Annotated in this window: 22 protein-coding genes; 12 read left to right on the forward strand and 10 right to left on the reverse strand. The window is 63.3% G+C overall.

Going from position 1 to position 23,103, the window contains the following annotated elements; translation table 11 throughout:
• Window positions 1-14: 14 nt before the first annotated feature.
• Window positions 15-797, reverse strand: a complete 783-nt coding sequence (locus tag NKJ89_RS09590) for a FadR/GntR family transcriptional regulator (RefSeq protein WP_023756908.1) — start codon at window positions 795-797, stop codon at window positions 15-17.
• 179 nt (window positions 798-976) lie between these two features.
• Window positions 977-1,966: a sugar-binding protein gene (locus NKJ89_RS09595; protein ID WP_023756907.1), complete on the reverse strand. Its 990-nt coding sequence runs from the start codon at window positions 1,964-1,966 to the stop codon at window positions 977-979.
• A 494-nt stretch (window positions 1,967-2,460) separates the two neighbouring features.
• On the opposite strand from NKJ89_RS09595, the gene NKJ89_RS09600 reads away from it, so the two are divergent.
• The 11 genes from NKJ89_RS09600 to NKJ89_RS09650 all read left to right on the forward strand — a co-directional run bounded on the left by NKJ89_RS09600 (window position 2,461) and on the right by NKJ89_RS09650 (window position 12,940).
• The gene (locus tag NKJ89_RS09600) at window positions 2,461-3,201 is read left to right on the forward strand and encodes an ATP-binding cassette domain-containing protein (RefSeq protein ID WP_352486338.1); all 741 of its coding nucleotides are present in this window, start codon (window positions 2,461-2,463) and stop codon (window positions 3,199-3,201) included.
• Between the two features lie 39 nt (window positions 3,202-3,240).
• On the forward strand, window positions 3,241-4,239 hold the full coding sequence (locus NKJ89_RS09605) for an ABC transporter permease (RefSeq protein WP_023756906.1): 999 nt from the start codon (window positions 3,241-3,243) through the stop codon (window positions 4,237-4,239).
• 326 nt (window positions 4,240-4,565) lie between these two features.
• The gene (locus NKJ89_RS09610) at window positions 4,566-5,393 is read left to right on the forward strand and encodes an AraC family transcriptional regulator (RefSeq protein WP_352601889.1); all 828 of its coding nucleotides are present in this window, start codon (window positions 4,566-4,568) and stop codon (window positions 5,391-5,393) included.
• 122 nt (window positions 5,394-5,515) lie between these two features.
• Window positions 5,516-5,959 (forward strand): SRPBCC family protein, encoded by a 444-nt coding sequence (locus NKJ89_RS09615; RefSeq protein WP_352601891.1) that lies wholly within the window; start codon window positions 5,516-5,518, stop codon window positions 5,957-5,959.
• Between the two features lie 13 nt (window positions 5,960-5,972).
• On the forward strand, window positions 5,973-6,767 hold the full coding sequence (locus tag NKJ89_RS09620) for an FAD binding domain-containing protein (protein WP_352601893.1): 795 nt from the start codon (window positions 5,973-5,975) through the stop codon (window positions 6,765-6,767).
• 56 nt (window positions 6,768-6,823) lie between these two features.
• A complete protein-coding gene (locus NKJ89_RS09625; RefSeq protein WP_352601895.1) occupies window positions 6,824-7,306 on the forward strand; it encodes a (2Fe-2S)-binding protein in 483 nt (160 codons plus the stop codon).
• A gap of 126 nt (window positions 7,307-7,432) precedes the next feature.
• Complete coding sequence (locus tag NKJ89_RS09630) at window positions 7,433-8,800, forward strand: xanthine dehydrogenase family protein molybdopterin-binding subunit (protein WP_352601897.1); 1,368 nt, start codon at window positions 7,433-7,435, stop codon at window positions 8,798-8,800.
• Between the two features lies 1 nt (window position 8,801).
• Window positions 8,802-9,806 (forward strand): xanthine dehydrogenase family protein molybdopterin-binding subunit, encoded by a 1,005-nt coding sequence (locus tag NKJ89_RS09635; RefSeq protein ID WP_023756899.1) that lies wholly within the window; start codon window positions 8,802-8,804, stop codon window positions 9,804-9,806.
• Between the two features lie 8 nt (window positions 9,807-9,814).
• Complete coding sequence (locus tag NKJ89_RS09640) at window positions 9,815-10,696, forward strand: AAA family ATPase (protein WP_023756898.1); 882 nt, start codon at window positions 9,815-9,817, stop codon at window positions 10,694-10,696.
• A 220-nt stretch (window positions 10,697-10,916) separates the two neighbouring features.
• Window positions 10,917-12,053 carry a vWA domain-containing protein gene (locus NKJ89_RS09645; protein WP_352601899.1) on the forward strand — a complete coding sequence of 379 codons (1,137 nt, stop codon included), beginning with the start codon at window positions 10,917-10,919 and terminating at the stop codon, window positions 12,051-12,053.
• Window positions 12,053-12,940, forward strand: coding sequence for an amidohydrolase family protein (locus tag NKJ89_RS09650; RefSeq protein ID WP_352601901.1), 888 nt, complete (start codon window positions 12,053-12,055; stop codon window positions 12,938-12,940). Before NKJ89_RS09645 ends, NKJ89_RS09650 begins: the two co-directional genes overlap by 1 nt.
• A 7-nt stretch (window positions 12,941-12,947) precedes the next feature.
• Here the strand turns inward: NKJ89_RS09650 and NKJ89_RS09655 are convergent, their stop codons facing one another.
• The 6 genes from NKJ89_RS09655 to NKJ89_RS09680 form a co-directional block, all read right to left on the reverse strand.
• Window positions 12,948-13,355, reverse strand: a complete 408-nt coding sequence (locus NKJ89_RS09655; protein WP_352601902.1) for a carboxymuconolactone decarboxylase family protein — start codon at window positions 13,353-13,355, stop codon at window positions 12,948-12,950.
• A 219-nt stretch (window positions 13,356-13,574) separates the two neighbouring features.
• Complete coding sequence (locus tag NKJ89_RS09660; protein WP_352601904.1) at window positions 13,575-15,071, reverse strand: sugar ABC transporter ATP-binding protein; 1,497 nt, start codon at window positions 15,069-15,071, stop codon at window positions 13,575-13,577.
• On the reverse strand, window positions 15,071-16,126 hold the full coding sequence (locus NKJ89_RS09665; RefSeq protein ID WP_352601906.1) for a hypothetical protein: 1,056 nt from the start codon (window positions 16,124-16,126) through the stop codon (window positions 15,071-15,073). Before NKJ89_RS09665 ends, NKJ89_RS09660 begins: the two co-directional genes overlap by 1 nt.
• Window positions 16,123-18,246 (reverse strand): ABC transporter permease, encoded by a 2,124-nt coding sequence (locus tag NKJ89_RS09670; protein WP_352601908.1) that lies wholly within the window; start codon window positions 18,244-18,246, stop codon window positions 16,123-16,125. Before NKJ89_RS09670 ends, NKJ89_RS09665 begins: the two co-directional genes overlap by 4 nt.
• A 75-nt stretch (window positions 18,247-18,321) precedes the next feature.
• Window positions 18,322-19,347, reverse strand: a complete 1,026-nt coding sequence (locus NKJ89_RS09675) for a sugar ABC transporter substrate-binding protein (protein WP_352601910.1) — start codon at window positions 19,345-19,347, stop codon at window positions 18,322-18,324.
• Window positions 19,348-19,409: 62 nt separating this feature from the next.
• The gene (locus NKJ89_RS09680) at window positions 19,410-20,396 is read right to left on the reverse strand and encodes an ABC transporter permease (protein ID WP_352601912.1); all 987 of its coding nucleotides are present in this window, start codon (window positions 20,394-20,396) and stop codon (window positions 19,410-19,412) included.
• Between NKJ89_RS09680 and NKJ89_RS09685 the strand changes: the two genes are divergently transcribed.
• Window positions 20,395-20,649 carry a hypothetical protein gene (locus tag NKJ89_RS09685; RefSeq protein ID WP_352601914.1) on the forward strand — a complete coding sequence of 85 codons (255 nt, stop codon included), beginning with the start codon at window positions 20,395-20,397 and terminating at the stop codon, window positions 20,647-20,649. The two genes, NKJ89_RS09680 and NKJ89_RS09685, sit on opposite strands and share 2 nt — an antisense overlap.
• Before the next feature lie 17 nt (window positions 20,650-20,666).
• Here NKJ89_RS09685 and NKJ89_RS09690 read toward each other — a convergent pair whose 3' ends face one another.
• Window positions 20,667-22,100 (reverse strand): DHA2 family efflux MFS transporter permease subunit, encoded by a 1,434-nt coding sequence (locus NKJ89_RS09690; RefSeq protein ID WP_352601916.1) that lies wholly within the window; start codon window positions 22,098-22,100, stop codon window positions 20,667-20,669.
• A 184-nt stretch (window positions 22,101-22,284) separates the two neighbouring features.
• Window positions 22,285-23,085: a 3-methyl-2-oxobutanoate hydroxymethyltransferase gene (locus tag NKJ89_RS09695; protein ID WP_023760982.1), complete on the reverse strand. Its 801-nt coding sequence runs from the start codon at window positions 23,083-23,085 to the stop codon at window positions 22,285-22,287.
• Window positions 23,086-23,103 lie beyond the last annotated feature (18 nt).

A 23,103-nucleotide genomic window follows, 5' to 3' on the forward strand; every position in this document is an offset into this window, starting at 1 on the left:
TCCAAAGGCGCCAGTCACCGCCTTGATCGCCCGATCCCGTCGTCGGTGTTTTCAAGCAGCTTGTGCACGGCACTGCGCGCGGCTACCGGACGCCGCAGGCGGATGTTCTTCTCGATCGCCTCATGCAGTTTCTGTGCCTGCCGCTGATCACCGACCTGCTGCGTTGTGAACGCGAAGAGATGGTCGAGCGCTGACTCGATCAGAACGCCGAGCGGCACCAAAAGGTCGTTGCCGGAGGCGCGCAGGATAGCGAGATGAAAGCGCGTGTCGGCGCGGATGCGGTCCTGCAGGCTCAGGGCCTCGTTCATGTCGCGGCAGGCCTGGCTGATCTCCTCCATCTGCTGGTCGCTGCGCCGCACGGCGGCAAAGGCCGACGCCTCGGGCTCGATGATGTGGCGGAACTCCTGTACGGTGCGCAGAAAAGCCTCGCGGTCAGGAGCGGTCGCGTACCAGGCAAGCACGTCACGGTCGAGCAGGTTCCAGCGCTCCTTTGGCTCGACCCAGCTGCCGATCTTGGGGCGCGATGCCAACAGGCTTTTCGCCATCAGCATCTTGATGGCTTCGCGCACCGCCGAACGGCTGACATTGAATATCTCGGCCCATTTGGCCTCATTGGGCAGGATAGTGCCGGGCGGATAGTCGCCGCGCACGATCCGCAAGCCAATCTCGCCGGCCAGCGAGACATGCACGCTCGCCCCTGCGAAGTGCGCCGCACCACCCGTTCGCATGACGGCCGTACGGCGGCTGGCTTGTGCCTTGGTCCGATCGGCTCGCTCTTTTGACTTTTCGTCCGGCATCCACGTTCCAATGCGTCGGCTGTCTGACGTCCGGACTGGCCCGAACCTGCACGGTGCGCCGATCTTGCCGAAAAATCCAAACCATGGACGCGCCAAAGCCGGCGCCTGTCGCCCCAACCATTGCGTCCAATTCAGGAAGTGACGGGGCGCCCGTTGCCGAGCGCCCCGAAATCGAAAACCTACTTCTGGATGCAGGTGTCGACAGTATCCTTGGTGCATTCGTCGAGGCCGGTGAACACCGGATCGGCGACGGCCTTGCCTTCGATGAGGTCGATCATCACCGACGGCGCCTTGTAGCCCATTTCGAACGGCCGCTGACCGACCAGCGCGGTCACGAGGCCGTCACGGGCGATCGCCACCTCGTCGCCGATCGTGTCGGCGGCACCGATGACGAAGTCGTTGCTGGCTATCCGGTCCTTGAGCGGTCCGAACAGATCGCGATAGGGCTGCGGCGCGCCGAACAGCGGCCAGCCGCCCATGATGCCGAAGGCGTCGAGCTTGGGGTTGGCGGCGAGGATGTCGGTCATCGCCTGTACGCCCTTGGCGCCGTCGTCATTGGTGAACACCGGGCAGCCTGCAACTTCGGTCCAGCCACCTTCACCGGCAAGTGCGGCGAGGCCGTCCTTGCCCGAAAGCGCATCACGCATGCCCTGGGCACGACGCAGGATGTTGTCGGCAGCCGGGTTGCCTTCAATGGTGCAGATCGTGCCGCCATTCGGCTTGCCCTTCTTGATGTACTCGCCGATCTTCTTGCCCATCAGATAGTTGTCGGTGCCGAGATAGGTCTTGCGAAGTGCTGCATCTTCCTTGCTGAGATCCGCATCGACGGTCATGATCGGGATCGTCGGATTGGCGGTCTTGATCGTCTGCGCGATCAGTGGCGCGTTGGACGGCGAAATTGCCATCGCCACCGTGTCGGCCTTGCTCAGCATGTCCTGGACGATCTGCGCTTCGCCGGCTTCATCGGAAGTCGACGCCGGACCAGTGTAGAAGCACTCATATTCCGAGCTGGCGTTTTCCTTGTTCCATTTCTCGCAGCCCTGGTGAATGGCTTCGAAGAACGGATTGTCGAGACCTTTCACGACAATGACGAGCTGTTTCTTGGCCAAAGCCGGCCCGGCGCCAAGCGCCATGGCGGCGACGGCGGCGAGCAAAAGTGTTTTCCTCATGTCAGTCCTCCCTTGGAAACAGACGGACACGGCGTGCCCGCCACACAGATCGACCGGATGCGTGATGACAGAGGGTCGTTGTGCGAGCGCTCATGTCATACGCCAGGCCGATAAGTATTTTCATTTCGGTCGGCCAGATCGAAAACTGACTGGCAACGACCGACAACCCTCCGATGATCCCGCGCGGCAGGCCGGCATGGGACCGGTATATTAAATTTAGTCCTCCGATGCTCAGCTAATCTCGGCTCGCGGCCAACGTCAATGCCATTTGTCCTACAAAACTGATTTTTCGAAAGATTCAACCCCGTCCCGCAAGAGCCTCCGGCCGCATTTCCATGACTATCGCCAATTCTTATTCGTCTGACAATTGACGCCTGCGCAGGCATTCGCGTAGATGCAGGTCAGCGCTGTTTCCGGGAGGAGCTGGAAAAGCGTGGCGAAAGCTGCGCCCGGTCCACCGGAAAAGCAGGCAAGGCACGGGGAGGTTAAGGCTGGTGGCGGTTCTCGAACTCACCAACATCTCAAGGCATTTCGGCGCCATCCAGGCAGTCAACGACGTTTCGTTGTCGATCGAGCCCGGACAGGTGGTCGGCTTGATGGGCGACAACGGCGCCGGCAAGTCGACGCTGGTCAAGATGATCGCCGGCAATTTCCGCCCGAGCCATGGCACCATGCGAATGGACGGCAAGGAGTTGATCCTGCACAAGCCGGCGGAAGCCCGCCAGCACGGCATCGAGATCGTCCACCAGGATCTGGCACTCTGCAACAATCTGACCGCGGCGGCGAATGTCTATCTCGGCCGCGAATTGCGCCGCGGCCTAGGACCGCTCCGCATCCTCGATTATGCGACCATGTACAAGCGCGCAGGCCAGCTCTTCGCCGAATTGAAGTCCGAGACCCGTCCGCGCGACCTCGTCAAGCAGATGTCGGGTGGCCAGCGCCAGGCGGTGGCGATTGCCCGCACCATGCTGTCGCAGGCCAAGATCGTGCTGATGGACGAACCGACGGCCGCAATTTCGGTGCGCCAGGTCGCCGAGGTGCTGAACCTGATCCGCCATTTGCGCGACCAGGGCATCGCCGTGGTGCTGATCAGTCACCGCATGCCCGATGTCTTCACAGTCGCCGACCGCGTTATCGTCATGCGGCGCGGCCGCAAGGTCGCCGACAAGACGATTGCGTCGAGTTCGCCCGAGGAAGTCACCGGGCTGATCACCGGCGCCATCGAACAGGTTTGATTTCAAGCTTTTCACTATGACAGCAAATGAAGGTCGATGATGGCACTGACAATTGACCAGCCGATCGAGCACAAGCAGCAATCCTTGCCGGCAAGGTTGTTTGCCAGCCAGACTTTCTGGGTGGTGATCTCCGTCATCCTTGCGTGCGTGTTCCTGTCGTTTGCCACCGACGCCTTCGCCACGTCGAAAAACCTCTACAACATCACCCGCAACATCACCTTCGTCGCCATCATCGCGCTCGGCATGACCTTCGTCATCATCACCGGCGGCATCGACCTGTCGGTCGGCTCGGTGCTTTGCCTGTCGTCGATGATTTTGGCCGTCACTATGCATGCCGGCTACTCGATCGAGGTCGGCATTCTGGCCTCTATCGCAACCGCGCTCGCCATCGGCGCCTTCAACGGCATCCTGATCGCCTATCTTGGCTTTCCACCATTCGTGGTAACGCTCGGTGTGCTGTCGATCGCCCGCAGCCTGGCGATGGTCGCCTCCAACAACACCGTCGTCTTCCAGTTCGGGCCAGACCACGCCAAACTGCTGGCATTGGGCGGCGGCGCCTGGGTGTTCGGCATCGCCAATCCGGTTCTCTACATGATCCTTCTGGCGCTGATCACCGGCTTCATCCTGCGCTGGACCAAGTTCGGCCGCCACATCTTCGCCATTGGCGGCAATGAGCATGCGGCGACACTGACCGGCGTGCCGGTGCGCAAGATCAAGGTTGCCGTCTACATGATCTCGGCGCTGTCGGCAGGCATTGCCGGCATCATCCAGACCGGCTGGCTGGGCGCCGTCACCACCAATCTCGGCACCGGCATGGAGTTGCAGGTGATCGCCGCCACTGTCATCGGCGGCGCCAATCTGGCTGGTGGCGTCGGCACCGCCTTCGGCGCCATCGTCGGCGCGGCCCTGATCGAAGTGATCCGCAACAGCCTTGGCCTTCTCGGCATCAATGCCTTCTGGCAAGGCGTGTTCATCGGCGGCGCCATCCTGCTGGCGGTGCTGTTCGACCGCATCCGCAATTTCCGCCGCAGCGATTAAGACCATGATCCCCAAGAGTGGAAACCGGTTTTCTCGGACAAACGGAACCGGTTGCCCAGAGATCATCGTCATACGACAAAACAGTCTGTGACAAACGCCCTGTTCAGCCTCGTGGGCGGCTTGCGCTGACGGCTTCGGTTTGAGAGGGCGTTCTTCCCTTCTTCCCTTGTGGGAGAAGGGGAAACCTATCGCTCAGTCTGAAAATCCGCCGGCATCGACCGTCATTCACCTTCGTCGCAGCCCCGCGTCTTGACGCGGCCCCGAACTCAGCCGCACTATCCCGATGCAGGCGAAGGGAGGCCAGTCGTCTGCGGGAGGATATACCCATGACGGAAGCGATCAGGCTCTACTGGGGCCGGTTCGGACATGTTTCTGTCCTCAATGTCGCAAGCGACTTTGTCACCCATGCCCATGTCGAGGCGCATCTGATCATCTGGCTGGAAGGCACGGCCGGGGAGATGACCATCGGCCGAGAGACCGTGCGGCTCGGACCCGACACAGCCGCCGGCATCAACTCCTTCCAGCCGCACAGCCATGTTCTATCGCAAAACGGGACGCCCGGTCTGTTTCTCGCCTTCTACATCGATCCGGACTGGGCGCGGCGCCGCCGCGACCTGCCTGCGTCCGCGCCGCTGTTTGCGCAAGCCGCGATCACGCTGGAGCCCTGGCTGCATCAGGCCGCCGCCAATCTGCTCGACCATCTCAGCGACAATGAGAGCATCGACGATATCGCCAATTACGAGATCGAGCGTTTCATCGACTCAGTGCTCGATGCCGCCGACGCCTCGGCGCCGCAGGAGGTGCGTGTCCGCATCAACACCATGCAGGACTTCCGGGTCCGCAAGGCGATCCAGTTGATGAAGGCCAATGTCTGCGAGCGCATCTGCTTCGATGAAGTGGCGCGCAGCGTCGGACTGTCGCGGCCGCATTTCTTCGCCTTGTTCAAGGAACAGACCAACCTGACGCCCAACGTCTACTGGAACACTCTGCGCATGGAGGAAGCGGTGCGGCAGCTGCAATGGTCGCAGGAGCCGCTGATCTCGGTCGCGTGCAACCTCGGCTTCACCACGCAGGGCAATTTCTCGCGCTTCTTCCGCGACCATGTCGGCGTGCCACCGACGGTCTATCGTGAGGCCGCGCGAGCCATCGCCTGAACCAGCGGCCCCGACACCCCTTTTTCAGACTCCTTGATACGCACTCAAGACGCATTGATAAGCGTCGCTAGACCTGCCGCCCTACCCTTGCACCGGATCGCATTTGCAAGGGAACATTAGATATGGCGAAAGTCACCATCTCCAGCGTCATCGACGCGCCGGTCGAAAAAGTCTGGGCTCGCATACGCGATTTCAACGGATTGCCAAGCTGGCATCCGCGCATGGTCGAAAGCCATATCGAGGACGGCAAGGACGCTTCGACGATAGGCTGCGTGCGCAATCTTCACCTCATCAGTGGCGCGCGCCTGCGCGAAAAGCTGCTCGACTTCTCCGACCAGGATTTCCTCGTCAGCTATTCGATCCTCGAGACGCCGCAGCCTCTGACCAACCACAGGGCGACGCTGCAATTGCGGCGCGTTACCGATGGCGACCGCACCTATGCCGAATGGACCGCCAGCTTCGACGCAGCACCCGAGGAAGCCGACAAGCTGGCCGAGGGCATGGGGGCGAATGTCTTCCAGGGCGGCTTCAATGCCTTGAAGAGCCATTTCGCCGGCCAGAGCTGACAGGAGCCAAACCATGGCGCTAGCACTGCAGACCTTTGCAACAGTCAAGGACGCCAACGCGGCGCTGAAAGCCGCTGGCACGCGCTATCTCGGTGGCGGCACACTTGTGATCCGCGCGGCTAACGAGGGCGATGTTTCGGTCTCCGGCTTTGTCAGGTCGACCGAGTCGTCTCTGTCCACCATCGCGGTTGCCGGCGGCAAGGTCCGCATCGGCGCTTCGGTGACCATGGCGGCGATCGCCCGCCATCCGGACCTCGGCGCCCTCGCCAAGGCCGCCCGCGCCGTTGGTGGCCCGGCGGTCCGCAACATGGCGACCGTCGGCGGCAATCTGTTCGCGCCGGCTCCCTATGGCGATTTCGCCGTTGCCCTTTTGGCGCTCGACGCCATTGTCGGCACCGATGACGGCGAAGCGTCGATCGAGACCTTCCTGGCCAATCGGGAAGGCGGCAGCGCCATCGTCACTTCCGTGAGCTTCACGTTGCCGAAAGCCAACAGTTTCCGCTTCCTGAAAGTGTCGCGGGTCAAGCCCAAGGGCGTCTCGGTGCTCAGCATCGCCAGCGTTCTGGAACAGGCGCCGGACGGCACCGTGTCTTCGGCGAGGATTGCGCTGGGCTGCATGGCCGACCGGCCAATGCGTGCCAAAGCAGCCGAAAACGCTCTGATCGGCCGAAGCCTGACCAAGGACGGCATCGCGCCGACTTTGGCAGCAGTCAACGACGGCACCTCGCCGGCAACCGATCCGATTGCCAGCACCTGGTATCGCAACGAAGTGCTGCCGGTCCATCTCGGCCGGCTGCTGCTCAGCTAATAACCTGTCGGGGGCGCGCGCTTGCCCTGCGGGGCAGGCGCGCTGGGAGGAAAAACATGGCGAAGGTCCCGGTTCAGTTCACGCTCAACGGCGCGGAAACGGCCGAATTCATCGACAGCGGCACGACGCTGCTGCACGCCTTGCGCGACAAGATCGGCGACACCTCGCCGAAAGGCGGTTGCCATCAAGGCACCTGCGGCGCCTGCTCGGTCATCATCGACGGCGAACTCAGGCTCTCCTGCCTGACGCTGGCCGAGACCTGCAATGGCGTTGCCATCACCACGACGGCGGGGCTTTCGGAAGCTGGCGTGCTGCACCCGCTGCAGCGCGCCTTTCTCGACGCCTTCGCCACGCAATGCGGCTTCTGCACGCCGGGCATGATCATGGCCGCCAAGGTGCTGCTCGACCACACCCCGAACCCCAGCCGCGACGAGGTGGTCGAGGCGCTGTCGGGCAACATCTGCCGCTGCACCGGCTACGAGCCGATCATCCAGGCGGTGCTGACCGCCGCGCGGTCCAACTCTCAGAACACGGCCTAGAGCCGGATGATTTCAGGTCGATTCGGCCTGAAATCTGAATCCGCCTCTAAATCAAAGAGATAGAGCATGATGTCGTCCGAAAACCGCTTCACACTTTTCGGCATCATGCTCTGAGGGAACAAAAGAATGGAACTACGCAAGAACTACTTCGCCGATGTCCGCAAGGACGATCTGCACGAGATCGGACAGCCGAGGCCGCGTTCGGATTCGCCGGGCCATGTCACCGGCAAGACCGCCTTTTTCGCCGACCGCAATTTCCCCGGCATGCTGCACCTGAAGATGGTGCGCAGCCCCCACCACCATGCCCGCATCCGCTCGATCGACACGTCGGAAGCCGAGAAGCATCCGGGCGTCGTCAAAGTGCTGACCGCCAAGGATGTGCCGCACAATGTCTACACCATTCTCATCCTGATCCAGATCGGGCCGGAGGATGAAACCGTTCTGGCCGACGGCAAGGTGCGCTGGAAGGGCGAGGCCGTGGTCGCCGTGCTGGCAGAGACCGAGCGCGCCGCACAAGAGGCCGCTGCCAAGGTCAAGGTCGACTATGAGGTGTTGCCGGCTGTCTTCGACATGGAGGAAGCGCTGAAGCCCGGCGCCCCGCTGGTCAATGAGTACCACGGCCAGAATTACTACCTCTATGACAGCGGCGAGTGTCGCAAGGTCCGCTTCGGCGACGTCGAGGCGGGCTTCGCCGGCGCCGACCACGTGCTGGAGCAGAGCTACCAGTCCTCGCCGATCGAGCACGCGCCCACCGAAACGACGGGCTGCCTTGTGGTACCCGAGGGCAATGACCGCTTCACCTGCTACACCAACACGCAGGCGATGTTCTTCACCCTCGACAACACATCGATCATCCTGCAGATGCCGGGCAGCAAATTGCATTTCGTCGGCGGCACCGTCGGCGGCGGCTTTGGCGGCAAAGTCGACGTCATCGTCGAGCCGATCGCCATCCTCGGCGCCAAGCTAACAGGACGACCAGTCTGTTTTATCTACAGCCGCGAAGAGGAGATGCAGATATCGTCACCTCGCGCCGCCGAAAAAATCGTCATCAAGGACGGCGTCATGAAGGACGGCCGTATCGTTGCCCGCAAGGTCACCGGCTACACTGACGCCGGCGCATATTCGCGCCACTCGCCCTATGGCGCGCAGAAGGGTGCGGGGCACTATCCCGGTCCCTACACCATCCCCAATGTCTGGATCGACACCTACTGCGTCTACACCAACCGCACGCCCTCCTCCGCCATGCGCGGCTTCGGCGTCACCATTGGCGACTTCGCGCTAGAGGTGCAGATGGACAAGCTGGCGCGGCTGATCGGCATGGACCCGCTCGAATTCCGCTTCATCAACGCCTATCGCGACGGCGACATGAAGGCGCACCGCCAGCCGACCGAGGGCGCGGCGCTGATCGAGTGCATGCAGGAAGCCTCGCGCGCCGCCAACTGGCCGGTGGCGGAGAAATTCATGGCCATGTCCTCCTATGTGAAGGGAGCTTGAGATGGCGATCAGGCGCGGACGCGGCGTCGCCGCGATCAATTATCCGACCGGCATGAACCTCGGCGGCGACCCGACGCAGGCGCTGGTGCATTCGACGCCGACCGGCAATTTCATGGTGACCCTGTCCTCGGTCGATCTCGGCCAGGGCATGAAGCAGATCATGGCGCAGATCTGCGCCGAAACGATCGGCGTGCCGACCGACCGCGTCGTCGTCGACACCGCCGACACCGACACCGGCCCGCACTGCATGGGCACCTTCGCCTCGCGCGGCACGCATCGCGCCGGCAATGCCGTCATCCAGGCGGCTAGGGAGGCGCGCCAGGTGATGCTGGAGGTGGCGGCCGAGGAGCTGGAGGTGAATGCCTCCGACCTCGAGACCGACGGCCAGGGCAACATCCTGGTCAAGGGCGCTCCGCAGAAATCGATCTCGATCTTCGACGTCGCGCTGTCGGCGCATTTCAAGCGCGGCCGCTCGATCTCCGGCCGCGGCATGTTCCTCATCCCGCGCTCCTATCCGGAGAAAGAGACCGGCGCGATGAAGCCGTCGACCTGCTACGCGCATGCCTGCACCGTGGCCGAGGTCGAGGTCGATGACGAGACCGGCGAGGTGACCGTGCTGACGGTCAAGAACGTCTTCGAGATCGGCCGCGCGCTAAACCCGAAAATGGTCGAGCAGCAATTGGTCGGCGGCTCGTGGATGGGCATCAGTCACGCGCTCTACGAAACCACCGAACCCTACTATCCCAACCGCGACCATGGCGGCACCGACTTCAACCAGTATCTGATGCCCGGCCCCGGCGACCTTGCCGAGACCGAGATCATCGTGCTGGAGCGACCCTCGGCAGACGGGCCATACGGTGCCAAGGGGCCGGGCGAAATGTGCGCCAACCCGCAGATCCCGGCGGTTGCCAATGCCGTCTTCGACGCCGTCGGCGTGCGCATCGACACGCTGCCGATCACGCCGGAGCGCATTCTGCGCGCGCTGAAGGCGCAAGCGGCGAACTGAGGGCCGCAATGAACGGGACAAGCGCCGAGACTGTCGCGACCTCGCCGGAGGCGGTGGCACAGCATCTGGCCGCCTCACGCTATCTGGCGGATGAGAGCCTTTCCACAGCCATCTTCCTGGCGATCCGGCTGGGCAAGCCGCTGCTGCTCGAAGGCGCGCCCGGCGTCGGCAAAACGGAAGCGGCCAAGGCGATCGCCGCGCTGCTCGGCCGCGATCTGGTGCGGCTGCAATGCTATGAAGGCATCGACGCCGCGCATGCGCTCTATGAATGGAATTATCAACGCCAGCTGCTCGCCATCCGCCATGCCGGCGAGCATGAGATCGATATCTATGACGACCGTTTCCTGATCGCGCGGCCGCTGCTGCAGGTGCTGAAGGCGCCGGAGCAGCGCATACTGCTGGTCGATGAGATCGACCGTTCCGACCACGAATTTGAAGCACTGCTTTTGGAATTCCTCTCCGATTTCCAAATCAGCATTCCCGAGCGCGGCACCATCCGCGCCACCGCGCAGCCGATCGTCATCCTGACCTCGAACCGCACCCGTGAACTCGCCGAGGCGCTGCGCCGGCGCTGCGTCTATCACTGGATCGGCTATCCCAATGCCGAGCGCGAGGCCGCCATCATCATGCTGCGCGCCGGCGATGTGGCCGAGGCAACGGCGCGCGCGGTGGCCGCAGCCGTGCAGACCATCCGCGCCCGCCCGCTCGCCAAGCCGCCAGGCATCGCCGAAGCGGTCGAATGGGCCAACGCCGCCACCATCCTGGAAAAAGGCGGCAGCCCATGGCCGGAAGCCTTCCGCCGCGCCATCGGCGTGCTGATCAAGGACGAGGAGGATCTCTCCTACATCGCGCCCGAGCTTGGCCGCATTGTCGAGGAGGCGCTGGCGTGATGCGCGACGTCAACGACCCCTTCGCCCCGTTCCTTCCGGAACGCTGGCGGGACAGCGCCCCCCTCTGTCCTGCCGGCCATCTCCCCCTCAAGGGGGGAGATCAGCTGTCATCTCGGCTTTCGCCAATCCCCCACGTCGCAGTACCAGGCGACGCGTCAAAGCTGCCAATCTCCCCCCTTGAGGGGGAGATGGCCGGCAGGCCAGAGGGGGGCGCCACGCAATGATGCGGGGGAAAAGCTTGCCCCGCGCCGCCGCGCACTTGCTCGGCTTTGCCCGCCTTCTGCGCCGCTACGGCTTTGCCATAGCGCCGGATCAGGTCTCCAGCTTCATGCAAGCGGTGACATTGCTCGGGCCGCGCTCGATGGCCGATATCCGCGAGGCGGCGCTCGCGACGCTAGCGCCGCCGCCCGACCGCCGCGACGAATTCGAGGCGCATTTCCAGAGCCATTTCTACGGCAATACATCGGCGATGGTCGAAGGCGACGCCGACGAGGAAACCTGCATCAAGGATGATGGCGGCGCCGACGAACAACAGATCGAAGCCGACCGGCAGCAAGAAGGCGGCGAGCTGTCCTCGGCCCTGGAGCAACTGAGCCGCCGCGACTTCCAGCGCGACGATGACGGCCTTGCCGCGTTCCGCCGCAAGCTGGCGTCCGCCCTGCCCGCCCGCCGCTCGTTCCGCACCATGCGCACGCACTCGCGCGGCAAGCTCGATCTGCGCAGATCGCTCAGGGAAATCGTCAGTGCCGATGGCGACGTGCCCTCACCGCTGCTGCGCCGCCGCCAGACCGTCCCCCGAAAGCTGCTGCTGCTGATCGACGTGTCCGGCTCGATGAAGCTGCATACAGCGGATTATCTCAAACTGGCGCATGTCGCGGTGCAAGGCGCCGATCGCGCCGAAATCTTCACCTTCGGCACGCGGCTGACCCGTATCACCTCAGCACTGCGTATCCGCGACCGCGACCAGGCATTGGCCCGCGCGGCCGCCCAGGTTGACGACTGGGACGGCGGCACCCGCATGGGACCGACACTGCTCGCCTTCCTCTCAGTGCCGCGCTTTTCCGCTTTCGCGCGCGGTGCCGCGGTCGTCATCCTGTCCGACGCGCTGGAACGCGGCGACCATGGCGAGCTGGAAATGGCGATGCGCCGGCTGAGCGCCCGCGCGTTCCGGCTGTCGCTGGCAACGCCTTTGGCCGGCGACCCGCGCTTCAGGCCGGCAACGGCGGCACTTCGCGCCATCCTGCCGGTGATCGACGATCTCGTCGACGGCTCGTCGCTCAAGGGTCTAACCGATTTCATCCTGTCGCTCGCCCGCCCTGCCCCGGCGGCGACGACAATCTGGAAGAGGGTTTCGTGATGCAGAAGGTAATCGACGCACATTTTCACATCTGGCGCCAAAAGGACCAGCCCTGGCTGGTCGGACCGATGCTGCCGCGCATCTTCGGCCCCTACGAGCCAATCCGCCGCGACTATCCGATCGAGGAGTTTCTGGCCGATCAGAAGGGGTCCGGCGTCGAAAAGGCGGTCTATGTCCAGACCAACTGGGCCAGGAAGGATTTCGAGAATGAAGTCGCCTTCCTGCAGAAGACCGCTGACGAGACCGACTGGCCGCATGCCATCGTCGGCTACGCCGACATGACCGCCGACGACATCAGGCCCCAGATCGATCGCTTGAAAAAATATCCGCTGCTGCGCGGCGTGCGCATGCAACTACACTGGCACGAGACGCCGGCCTTCCGTTTTGCGGCTTCGGCGGACCAGGTCATCGACCGCAAGGTGCGGGCGAATGTAGCGCGGCTGAAGGATTATGGCTTGTCCTTCGACCTTCAGCTCTTCCCTGCTCAGATGAAGGACGGCCTGACGCTGGTCGGCGAAAACCCCGAAACGAATTTCATCCTCACCCATGCCGGCATGCTAACCGGCATGGAGCCGGAAGCCATCGAAGCCTGGAAGACCGGCCTGCGCACGCTGTCGGCCGCACCCAATCTCTACGCCAAGCTCTCCGGCCTCGGCACCTTCGTCCACCGCAACGACCCGGCGCTGATCGCCTACATCGTCGACCACGCGATCGAGATCCTGGGCGCTGACCATCTGATGTTCGGCTCGAACTTCCCGATCGAGAAGCTATGGACCAGCCACGCCGAACTGATCAAGGCGCACCGCAATGCGATCGCCAATCATGGCGCGGCGGCGGAGGCGGATATTTTCTGGAACACGGCGGAGAAGGTTTACCGGCCGATATAGGCACCCTTCACCTCACCTCGAATTGCGCATCGACCGGGATCTGCATCGCGATCACCAGATGGTTGGTCTGGCCTGCGAGCCCGATGATCGACACCAGTTCGCCATGCTGCGCATCGGTCATGCCCTTGGCCCGCGCTGCCGCCGTGTGCGAGTGGACGCAGTAGGAGCAGCCATTGGCGGTCGACACCGCGATGTAGATCATTTCCTTGGTCAGCGGATCGATGGCGCTGTCGGCGACCATCACCACCTTCAGCTGTTCCCAGATCCGCTTCAACGCCGGCGGATCGTTGGCCAGCCCACGCCAGAAATTGTTGACGAAATCGGATTTGCGCGTCGCGCGGATATCGTCGAACACGGCCTTCACCGCCGGGACTTTCTCCACCTCGGCATCGCTGAGAAGTCTTGTGGTGGCCATGGCATTTTTCCCTTCATTTTGATCGTCGTGAGTTGAATCAGGCCTTGAGCAACCGCAGCCAATCCATTCGCCTGATTCACTTCTCCGGCGGCGGCGTAGAGATTCAGGTCAGGCCGAGTCGAAAACGGCGGGTTCCGAGAACCGGAGCGGAGCGTACTTTTCGTACGTGAGCACCGGAAGCGCAGGAAGCCACCGTTTGCAGGCCGGCCTCACCTGAATCTAATGCACCGCCGCGTACATGATCTTCTCCTCGGTGGCCTCCGCCGGCGAAAACTCCTCGACGATGCGGCCCTGGCGGCAGACAAGAATCCGGTCGGACAGGTTCATGATCTCCGGCAGATAGGACGAGATGACGACGACGGCGAGGCCCTCGTCGGCCAGCCGGTTGATGATCTGGTGGATCTCGGCGATTGCGCCGACATCGACGCCGCGTGTCGGCTCGTCGAAGATGACGATGCGCGGCTGCTGCACCAGCCCCTTGCCGATCACCACCTTCTGCTGGTTGCCGCCGGAAAGCTCGACCACACGCGCATTGTCGTTGATCGCCTTGATATTCAGCGTCCTCGTCCATTCGGCCGACAGCGCGCGCATCTCCTGCGCGTTGATTACCCAGGCCTTTTCGCGGCCTGCCGCCAAAAGCCCGCCGAACAGGTTCTCGGCAATGTCCATCGTCTCGAAGATGCCTTCGCTCTTGCGATCTTCGGTGACGTAGACGATGCCTTCGGCCACCGCTTCGCTGGGCACGAGATAGCGCACGGGCCTGTCGTCCAGCTCGATGGCGCCGCCGCGCAGGAAATCGCGCTTGTAGATGCCGGAGACGATCTTGAAGGTCTCGGTGCGGCCGGAGCCGATCAGCCCGAACACGCCGGTGATCTGGCCTTCGAAGATCGAGAAGGACGTGTTGCGCACGACATTGCTCATCGAGATGTCCTGCACCGACAGCACCTTCTTGCCAGCCTTGCGCAGCTTGGACTCGTCGCGCTGGCGGTAGATCTGCCCCGACAGCGTGCGCCCGACCATGGCGGCGACGATCCTGTCGCGGTCGAAGGCCGATGTGTCGTCGGTGATCACCAGTTCGCCATCGCGCAGGATGGTGATGCGGTCGGCAATCAGCAGCGCCTCTTCCAGAGCGTGGCTGATGAAAACGATCGACACGCCGCTCGCTTTCAGCCTGCGGATCAGCGCGAAGAAGTGTCGCTTCTCTTCCGGCGTCAGCGTCGCCGTCGGCTCGTCGAAGATGATGATCTCGGCATTGTGGTGCACCGCCCGTGCTATCTCGACCATCTGCCGCTTGGCCGCACCCAGCGTCGCCACCATGGCGTTGGGGTCGACTGGAAAATTCAGCGATTGCAGGAACTGCTGCGCGGAGATGTAGGTGCCGCGCAGCCGGTTGAGGAACTTTTCGGTGCCGAGATAAAGGTTCTGCGCCACCGTCATCGACGGCACCAGGCTGGTTTCCTGGAACACCATGGCGATGCCGGCTTCAAGCGCCGCATGCGGCGAAGCGTAGGCGATCTCCTGGCCCTTGTGGAACATCTTGCCGGACGTGGCGTCAACGACGCCGGCGATGATCTTGGTCAGCGTCGATTTCCCCGCGCCGTTCTCGCCGAGCAGCGCGTGGATCTCGCCCTTGCGCAGTTCGAAGCTGACATTCTTCACCGCCGGCACACCGCGATAGGTCTTGGTGACGTTCTCCAGCCGAACGATCGGTTCCATCAGAAGCCTCCCGACGCGAGGTCGACCGCCAGTACACAGTCACCGCCCCTGGAGGCGATGAACAGGCTGCCGTCCTTCTCCGCCAGGCTGCAGATGCCATGGCGCGTGCCGTTGGCGCGGCTGTGCAGGCTGAATTGCGGTTGCATCTGCTGGTCGAGCCTGACCACCAGCCCGTAGGAACGGCTCGGCGACCACGGCTTGTGGATGCCCATGGTGCGGATGCCGCCGCATTGCAGAGGTTCAAGGAAGCTGCGGCTGGAGGCCAGCGCCGGCGCGATCCAGTAGGCCGGCGGCACCTGGTCGAGCATGTCCTGCCGGTAGTGCGTTTCCTGCAACACGAATTCGATCAACCGGTTGCGCGGCGCAAACAGAGCCAGCCAGGCGCCGCCATCGGCGGATGGCGACAGCCGGGAGGGATAGCCTGGCAGATGAGTCAACACCGTCGAACGATTGCCCGTCGCGCCCTCGAAGCGGACAAGCTGATGGCGCCAGCTTTCACTGACCAGAACATCCCTGCCGACGGGATAGAGCCCATAGGGGAAGGCGATGTCGCCGGCCACTTTGCGGAAGCCGCCACCTGCTGCATCCCGCTTCCAAAGCGAACCGGACGCGCCCTTCCTCATCAGGTCGGCGGCCCATTGCGAGGGCGCATGCTCGGCCGAGCCATTGGCCAGCCACAGCGTGCCGTCATCCGCATAGGCAAGTGCGGTGATGCAGCTGAGATCAGCCGGCAGCGGAACCTCCTTGCCTGATATCAGCAGCTTGCCACTTTCCAGCCCCAGGGTCAGTTCGCCGGATGGCGAGAGCGCCAGCGCCGTGACGGCAGACGGGAAGGTTTCGATCACCTTGGGCTCGGTTCGGGCAGCAAGCGAATAGACAGCGTTGCCGCTGGAGGCCAGCAGCCTCTCACCAGAAACCAGCAGATTGTCCGGCTCCGTCAGTTCGGCAAAAGCCAGCGCATCGTCCAGCCGCGTATTGGGCCGAAAAGCACCGTCAAGCGGCGGAATGGTCACCGCCTTGCCGCGAAACAGGTCGAGCACCGGATCAAGGATCATGGCCTTGCCCCCCAATAAGAAGCGGGGCTGGTCCAGTTCGGGTCGGCGCCAGCGATCTTGTAGCGGCCGACGCGGTTGTTGAGGATGCCGCCGACGAACAGATATCCCTTGTGCTCGCGCATCGAGGTGACCATCGGGTGCGCGCCGCCTGAGAGGTCGCCCATCGCCTCGACGATGCCGCCCTTCTCATTGAATTTCACCACGCCGCCGGTGTTGATGTTGGGGAACAGCCACTCATCCTGCGGCAAGCGGCGCGTCATGCGCTTGCGCATATCGGGGTGGCGCAGCGACAGGTCGAAGCTCGGTGTGCGCATGCCGAGCCACGCCATCCAGTAATTGCCGTCGGAGGCGCGGTTGATGTTGTCGGGATAACCCGGCATGTCGCGGATGACGCATTCGGCTGTGCCGGCCCTCGGCCCTTCCAGCCAGTAGCGATGCACCCGGCAGGCCCAGCTTTCGGCGAAGAACAGCGACTTGCCATCATGCGCCATGCACACACCATTGGTGTAGCGGTAGCCGTCGAGCAGCGTCCCGGTCGATCCGTCCTTCGGGTCGTAGACCAGCAGACGCCCGGTGGCGCGGTTCTCGATCGAGTCCAGCGCCCAATCATGGGCATCGTAGCGCTTGGTCGAATCGGTGAAATAGATCCGCCCGTCCGGCGCGATGTCGCAGTCGTTGGGATCGCGCAACCGCGCATCGTCGACGATCGAAGTCCAGGAGCGCGACGTCTCGGCTGACAGGCGTTTGACCTCCCGATCGGGCGAGACCGAATAGAGCCCCATGGCGCCGACGCAGCTGATCAGATTGCCCGATTTGTCGAAAGCGAGGCCGAGCGGGAATCCGCCAATGTGAGCGAATACTTCCGATTTGACATAGTCCGGCGCGAAGAAGCGGACGATTTCGCCGTGGCGCGTACCGCAATAGAGGTTGTCGTCGCGGTCGAGGATGACGTCTTCCGGCCCTTCCAGCTCGCCAAGCCCGATATGGTCGGCGGCTGATAGCCGGTTGTCGAGTTCGTATGACGTGCCGGAGCCGGGCGCGGCCGACTGTGTTTCGCCCATCTTGAGATAGACCGGCGCGACATAGACTTCGTTCAGCACCTTGTGGCGGTTCTTCAGCCAGCGGATGTCGATGGTCACCGCCACCGCCAGCATGATGCCCAGCACCATCTGGTTGGTGCCGGTGCCATAGCCCAGGCGGATCAGTCCGTTGGTCATGGTCAAGACGATGATCGCGCCCATCAGCCCCTTGATCACCGAGCCGCGCCCGCCGCCAAGGCTGACGCCGCCGACCACCGCCGCCGTCAGCGCCATGATCTCAAGGTTGAGGCCGGTGCCCGGCCCCGCCCCGCTTAAGCGGCAAGCGATGAGGAAGCCGCCGATGGAGGCACAGAAGCCGGAGAAGACATAGGTCATGAACACCGTGCGGCGCACGCGAATGCCGGCATTGTGCGCCGAGCGCCTGGAGCCGCCGACAGCCAGCACGTGCCAGCCAGGCCGCGAGCGCGTCAGCGCGATATGGGTGACGATCGCCAGGATGATCGCCAGCCAGACCGAGACGGAGAGGCCCCAGAAGGTACTGTCGCCGATGAAGTCGAGCACATCCGAAGTGGCGGTCGAGAGCTGCACATCGGCGGCATAGGTGGTGACCAGGATGTCGAACAGCGCCCGGCCGAAGATGAAGGTGACCAGCGTGGTGAGAAAGGCGCGCAGCCTGAGGTACCCGACGAGATAGCCGTTGATGGCGCCGAAGACGAGTCCGGTGGCGACCGACGCGGCCAGCGCCAGCCAGATCGACTGTTCGAGGATGAAGAAGACATAGACGGCTGAGAAGCAGGACAGCGCGAAGATCGAGCCGACCGACAGGTCGATGCCGCCGCCCAGCATCACCACCGTCATGCCGGTCACCACCATCGAGAACTCGCCGAGTTGGCGGGTCGATTCCTGCAGCGCCGTCAGCTTGAAGAAGCCGGGAATGATCGAGCCGAAGGTTGCCAGCGTCGCCACCAGCGCCAGGAACGGAATGGCGTTGTCGGTCCAGCGTTTGGTCAGGATCTCGCCGACGACATGGTCGGGCACGAGATTGTAGCGCCAGGACTGGAGGCGTTCGCGAAAGGACATAAGGTCACTGCAGCAAGAGAAGGAGGTGGCCGGGCAATCCGGCCACCTCGTTGATCGGTGTTGGAGAGTATCGCCTTATTTCGCCGCCGCTTGCGCCTGCAGCGCCTTCAGGTCCCAGCAGCTGTCGGGCTTGAGGTCGGCCTTGGTGGTCGCCTTTTCCAGCGTGTAGATGTAGGTGTGCGAGGTGCCGGCCGGCTGGCCGCTCTGCAGCAGGAACTTGATGATGGCGTTCATGTCGCCCGACTGACGGGCAAGTTCGGTCATCACCACGGCGCCATAGGTGTCGTCCTGCAGCTTGTCGCAATCGGCCGCCTTCTCACCGCCGCCGGTGGTGACCAGGAACACCTTGCCGTCGAGCTTGGCGTCGCGGATCGCAGCGGACGCGCCGGTGGCGTCACCATCCCAGAAGTCGATGATCGAGCAGATGTCCGGGTTCTGCTGCAGCATCGTCGTCGTCACGTTGCGCGAGGTCGTTGCGTCCCAGTTGGAATCGGGCTTGGCCACCACCTTGAAGTCGGGATGCTTGTCCAGCACCTTCATGATGCCGGCATACTGGTAAAGGCTGGATGAGTTCGCCTGGTCGCCCTGCACGAGGCCGATCTTCTTCGACGAATTCTCGCCGCAGCCCTTGATCGCCGCTTCGGCCTCGAGCTGGCCAAGCCGATCCCAATCGATGCCGACGAAGGCGTCGGCCGGAAAGTTGGCGGGATTGTCGACCAGGATCACGTAGGTGCCGGCGGCCTGCGCCTTCTTCATCAGCTTGGAATAGGAGTTGAGGTCCGGTGCATGGATGATCAGCACGTCCGGCCTGGTGTCCGACGAGATGGCGTCGGTGATCGCCTGTGCGCCGGCATCGACCACCCAGTTTGGATCGCGCGTCTCGAACACGCCGCCCCAGGCCTCGACTTCGGTCTTCAGATAATGCGCCCAGCCCTGCGCCAGGTCGAAGCCCATCGCCAGCGGCACCAGCATGACACGCTTGCCCTTGAGCGCCTGCGCGTAAGCCGCTGGGCCGGGATCGTCGGCGGCGAAGGTTGGCGCCACGAAGGCGGTGACGGCGAGTGCCGTGGCGGCGGCCATCAATGTCCTGATGAATTTCATGTCAGATCCTCTCGTTTCGGTTTTCATTGCCGGCCAGTCGGGATGGACCGGACCGGGTATCCCTAAATGTCGCCTTGCTGTGCGGTCTGCTCGTCACGTGGATTGATGATGCCGTCGACGATGATCGCGCAGAGCAGGATCGCCGCCTTGATCAGGTTCTGGTAGAGCAGCGGAATGTCGATGATGGTCATGGCGTTGAGCAGGATGCCGATCAGCGCCGCACCGACCAGCACGTTGCGCACCCCGCCCCGCCCGCCGGACAGGCCAATGCCGCCGATCACCGCCACCAGCACGATGTCGTAGAGCAGCGTCGAATTGACGATGCGGGTGTTGATCGAGTGCAGGCTGGCCGCCGTCAGCAGGCCGGCGATCAGGGCCACGAAGGCGGAAAGCACATAGCGCAGCATCAGCATCGGCCGCACCGGAATGCCGATGTTGCGGGCCGCCACCGGATTGTCGCCGGCGAAATAGATGTAACGGCCCCATTTGGTGTAGCGCAGGAACAGGAAGAACAGGAACGCGAGGCCGACGAAGATGAACACCTCGATCGGAATATCGAGAAAGCGCAGGCCGCCGAGCAGTTCGACCCAGTGGCCCTGCGGCACCGGCACGGCGTCCTGCGTGATCAGTTGCGAGCGCACATAGCCGAAGACGAAAGAGCCGGTCGCCAGCGTCACGAAGATCGCCGGTACATCGGCATAGGCAACGAGAAAACCGTTGAGCAGGCCGATGGCCAGCACACCGGCCAGGACATAGGCGAAGGCCAGCCCGTCCGGCGTGCCCGAATTCAGCAGTTGCAGATACCAGGCGACCGACATCGCCATGATCGCCACGGCGGAGAGGTCGATGCCGCGGCCGATGATGACGACAGCCATGCCAAGCGCCAATATGCCAAGCACCGACACGGAGCGGATGATGGCGACGAGGTTGTTGGGATCGATGAAGCCCGGCAGGCCGATGGCAGCGGCAACGAACAGCACCACCGCGATTGCAAAGACAATGCCTTCCTGATTAAGGCTCCTGAAATTCGGCCAGCCGATCGTGTTCATGTCTGCGTTTGCCCCGATGGCAGTGCTGCCATCCCTGGGAAGAAAGCTAATCGGCCCGGCGCCGGTTCGTCAAATGAATCCGCGTTCAGAACCTGGGCTGGCAGCGATATTCACCGAGTGGACGCATCGATTGCCGAAGCTGGCGCAATCCATGGAAAACCCTGCATTTTTGGCAATCGGTTCCGCCATCACGGCCACCGGTGAAAGAACCACTTCAAGACGAAAGCGCAAGGCGGAATTTATCTCCGCATGAGGTGGAAAAATTCGATTTCAATTTCCCGGCGTATGGCCGGAGACCTCGGCGCCCGCACCCGCCGGCAGAGCGAGAAAACGCAACGCCGCCACCAGCCCAATGGCGCCGATCACCAGGAAGGCGATTCGAAAATCAACGAGGTCGAGCGCCGGCCTGTCCCTGGCGATCTGCGACAAATTGAGGACCGCCGCCGCCACCGCGACGCCGAACAGCATCGCCACCTGCTGCAGCATCGAGGACAGTGTCGCCGCCGAGCTACGCTGCGCCGCATCGATATCGGCGAAGGCCAGCGTGTTGAGTGCGGTGAACTGCATCGAGCGCGACAGGCCGGCGATCAGCATCAACACGATGACCAGCGCCTGCGGCGTCTGCGGCGAGATCGCCGCGCAGGCTATGATCGCCGCCGAGGCGATCAGACCGTTGACGACGAGCACCGAACGAAAGCCGAAGCGGCGCAGCGTCGGCGTCGTCACCGTCTTCATGCCGAGATTGCCGAGGAAATAGGCCAGGATCATCAAGCCGGCGTCGACCGGGCTGAGGCCAAAGCCGACCTGGAACAGCAGCGGCAACAGGAATGGCGTGGCGTTGATCGCCACCCGGAAGATGGTGCCGGCGGCCAGCGTCGAGATGGCGAAGGTCAGCACCTTGAATGACGAGAGATCGAGCAGCGGATGCGGCGCGCGCCTGAGATGCCGCACCGCCAGCCAGCCGATGACGATGCCGGCTACGATCAAGAGCATCGTCGGCAGGACGCCATCCTCCGGATGCGCGATGCGCTCGAGGCCGTAGAGCAGCAAAGCGAGCCCGGCCGATGTCAGCGCGAAGCCCGGCCAATCCAGCGGTTTGGGGTCTGCTTCGCGGTCGCCCGGAATGAAGCGGGCGACCAGTGCCAGCCCGACCACGCCGAGCGGGATGTTGATGAAGAAATTCCAGTGCCAGGACAGATAGGTGGTGATGAAGCCGCCGAGCACCGGTCCGACAACGGGCGCAAACAGCGCAGGCCAGGTGATCAGCGCGGTGGCGTTGAGCAGCTCGGACTTCGATGCATTGCGCAAGACGAGAATACGACCGACCGGCGTCATCAGCGCGCTGCCCAGCCCTTGCACGACACGCGCGGCGACGAACTGAGTCAGGTTCTGCGAGAAGCCGCAGGCGAGCGAAGCCAGTGTGAAGAGGACGATCGCCAGCAGGAAAATGTTGCGGGCGCCGAACCGGTCGGCGAGCCAGCCCGACAGCGGCACGAACACCGCCATGGTCAGCATATAGGCGGTGATGCCGATGCTCATCGCCACCGCCGGCACGCCGAACGACGCGCCCATCTGCGGCAGCGAGGTCGAGATGATGGTCGAATCCAGCAATTGCATGAAGAAGGCGATGGCGACGATCAGCGCCACGCGCCGCGCATTGGTGGCCGTTTCGGGTAAGGTCTCGGTCTCGGGAATGGCAGTCATGACGGGAGCGGTTTGAACAGCATTTGTTTTGCCGCGTCCAGGCATAGCGCAACAAACTTTCGTGTCGCGCCGCGCAAGGCGAGGCCAGACGGTGATCGAGCCGCGTGTCCATCTCGAGCCAATGCTCGGCAGCGACGCCGAGATGCTCTACGCGGCGCTCGCCAGCGGAAGTTGGCAGACGGACTTAGCTCCGACCGACCTTGTCCAGGAACAGGCGTAGCTCGGCCGGGTCCATGTGCACGACATGCCTGTCTTCGGGATAGGCCAGGCTGTTGACGTCGGCGACATATTCCGAGAACGCGGCGATGCGCTCGGCCTGCAAGCGGTCATATTCGGCGGCGAAATTGCGATAGACCTTGGAGTGACGCGGCATGTGGCCACGGTTCTGTCCGAGAATATCGTCGGCGAACAGATATTGCGCATCGCAGCCGGTGCCCGCCCCCATCGACAGCATGATCAACGATGTTCGTTCCGAGATCGCCTTGGCCACCTCGACAGGCACGACCTCGATCTCGGCGCCGATGGCGCCGGCGGCCTCCAGCTGCTTTACCGCTTCGAATATCTGGATGGCGGTGTCGGCGGTCTTGCCGACCGCCTTGAAGCCGCCGGTCCAGGTCGCGCGGGAAGGAATGAGGCCGACATGGCCGATCACCGGAATGGCATCGTCCGCCATCCGCTTGATCGTGGCGTAACCGGCGCTGCAATAGACCGCGTCGGCGCTGGCCTTGTAGAGCCGAAAGGCCCAGCGCACGAAATCGTCCGCCGTGCCGATCTCGTAGAAATTCTCGCCGGGCATTGTGAACAGGCTGGGCGCCGCATCGCGGTATTGCGGGTTGAGCACCAGTTCGGGCGGTACCGAGACGATGTCGACCCCTGCCCGCTCGGCGGCCTCGGCCTCGTCCATCGTCAGCACGCGTAGCATGGTCAGCTGGCGCTTGCCCTTCATGGCGCGCAGGTCGGCGACGGTCGGTCTTTTTCGGCTCATCGAAAGGGGTCCCCTCTG

Origin of the sequence: Mesorhizobium sp. M0047, assembly GCF_040323315.1 — a bacterium.
GTDB lineage: Bacteria > Pseudomonadota > Alphaproteobacteria > Rhizobiales > Rhizobiaceae > Mesorhizobium.

Excerpts from the sequence above, each read along its gene's own strand:
- NKJ89_RS09655 (WP_352601902.1), bottom strand. The coding sequence starts at position 13,355 with ATGGCCACCACAAGACTTCTCAGCGATGCCGAGGTGGAGAAAGTCCCG.
- NKJ89_RS09615 (WP_352601891.1), top strand. The coding sequence starts at position 5,516 with ATGGCGAAAGTCACCATCTCCAGCGTCATCGACGCGCCGGTCGAAAAA.
- NKJ89_RS09680 (WP_352601912.1), bottom strand. The coding sequence starts at position 20,396 with ATGAACACGATCGGCTGGCCGAATTTCAGGAGCCTTAATCAGGAAGGC.
- NKJ89_RS09625 (WP_352601895.1), top strand. The coding sequence starts at position 6,824 with ATGGCGAAGGTCCCGGTTCAGTTCACGCTCAACGGCGCGGAAACGGCC.
- NKJ89_RS09685 (WP_352601914.1), top strand. The coding sequence starts at position 20,395 with ATGTCTGCGTTTGCCCCGATGGCAGTGCTGCCATCCCTGGGAAGAAAG.
- NKJ89_RS09650 (WP_352601901.1), top strand. The coding sequence starts at position 12,053 with ATGCAGAAGGTAATCGACGCACATTTTCACATCTGGCGCCAAAAGGAC.
- NKJ89_RS09645 (WP_352601899.1), top strand. The coding sequence starts at position 10,917 with ATGATGCGGGGGAAAAGCTTGCCCCGCGCCGCCGCGCACTTGCTCGGC.
- NKJ89_RS09665 (WP_352601906.1), bottom strand. The coding sequence starts at position 16,126 with ATGATCCTTGATCCGGTGCTCGACCTGTTTCGCGGCAAGGCGGTGACC.
- NKJ89_RS09620 (WP_352601893.1), top strand. The coding sequence starts at position 5,973 with ATGGCGCTAGCACTGCAGACCTTTGCAACAGTCAAGGACGCCAACGCG.
- NKJ89_RS09640 (WP_023756898.1), top strand. The coding sequence starts at position 9,815 with ATGAACGGGACAAGCGCCGAGACTGTCGCGACCTCGCCGGAGGCGGTG.
- NKJ89_RS09635 (WP_023756899.1), top strand. The coding sequence starts at position 8,802 with ATGGCGATCAGGCGCGGACGCGGCGTCGCCGCGATCAATTATCCGACC.
- NKJ89_RS09595 (WP_023756907.1), bottom strand. The coding sequence starts at position 1,966 with ATGAGGAAAACACTTTTGCTCGCCGCCGTCGCCGCCATGGCGCTTGGC.
- NKJ89_RS09690 (WP_352601916.1), bottom strand. The coding sequence starts at position 22,100 with ATGACTGCCATTCCCGAGACCGAGACCTTACCCGAAACGGCCACCAAT.
- NKJ89_RS09605 (WP_023756906.1), top strand. The coding sequence starts at position 3,241 with ATGGCACTGACAATTGACCAGCCGATCGAGCACAAGCAGCAATCCTTG.
- NKJ89_RS09630 (WP_352601897.1), top strand. The coding sequence starts at position 7,433 with ATGGAACTACGCAAGAACTACTTCGCCGATGTCCGCAAGGACGATCTG.
- NKJ89_RS09590 (WP_023756908.1), bottom strand. The coding sequence starts at position 797 with ATGCCGGACGAAAAGTCAAAAGAGCGAGCCGATCGGACCAAGGCACAA.
- NKJ89_RS09675 (WP_352601910.1), bottom strand. The coding sequence starts at position 19,347 with ATGAAATTCATCAGGACATTGATGGCCGCCGCCACGGCACTCGCCGTC.
- NKJ89_RS09660 (WP_352601904.1), bottom strand. The coding sequence starts at position 15,071 with ATGGAACCGATCGTTCGGCTGGAGAACGTCACCAAGACCTATCGCGGT.
- NKJ89_RS09695 (WP_023760982.1), bottom strand. The coding sequence starts at position 23,085 with ATGAGCCGAAAAAGACCGACCGTCGCCGACCTGCGCGCCATGAAGGGC.
- NKJ89_RS09670 (WP_352601908.1), bottom strand. The coding sequence starts at position 18,246 with ATGTCCTTTCGCGAACGCCTCCAGTCCTGGCGCTACAATCTCGTGCCC.
- NKJ89_RS09610 (WP_352601889.1), top strand. The coding sequence starts at position 4,566 with ATGACGGAAGCGATCAGGCTCTACTGGGGCCGGTTCGGACATGTTTCT.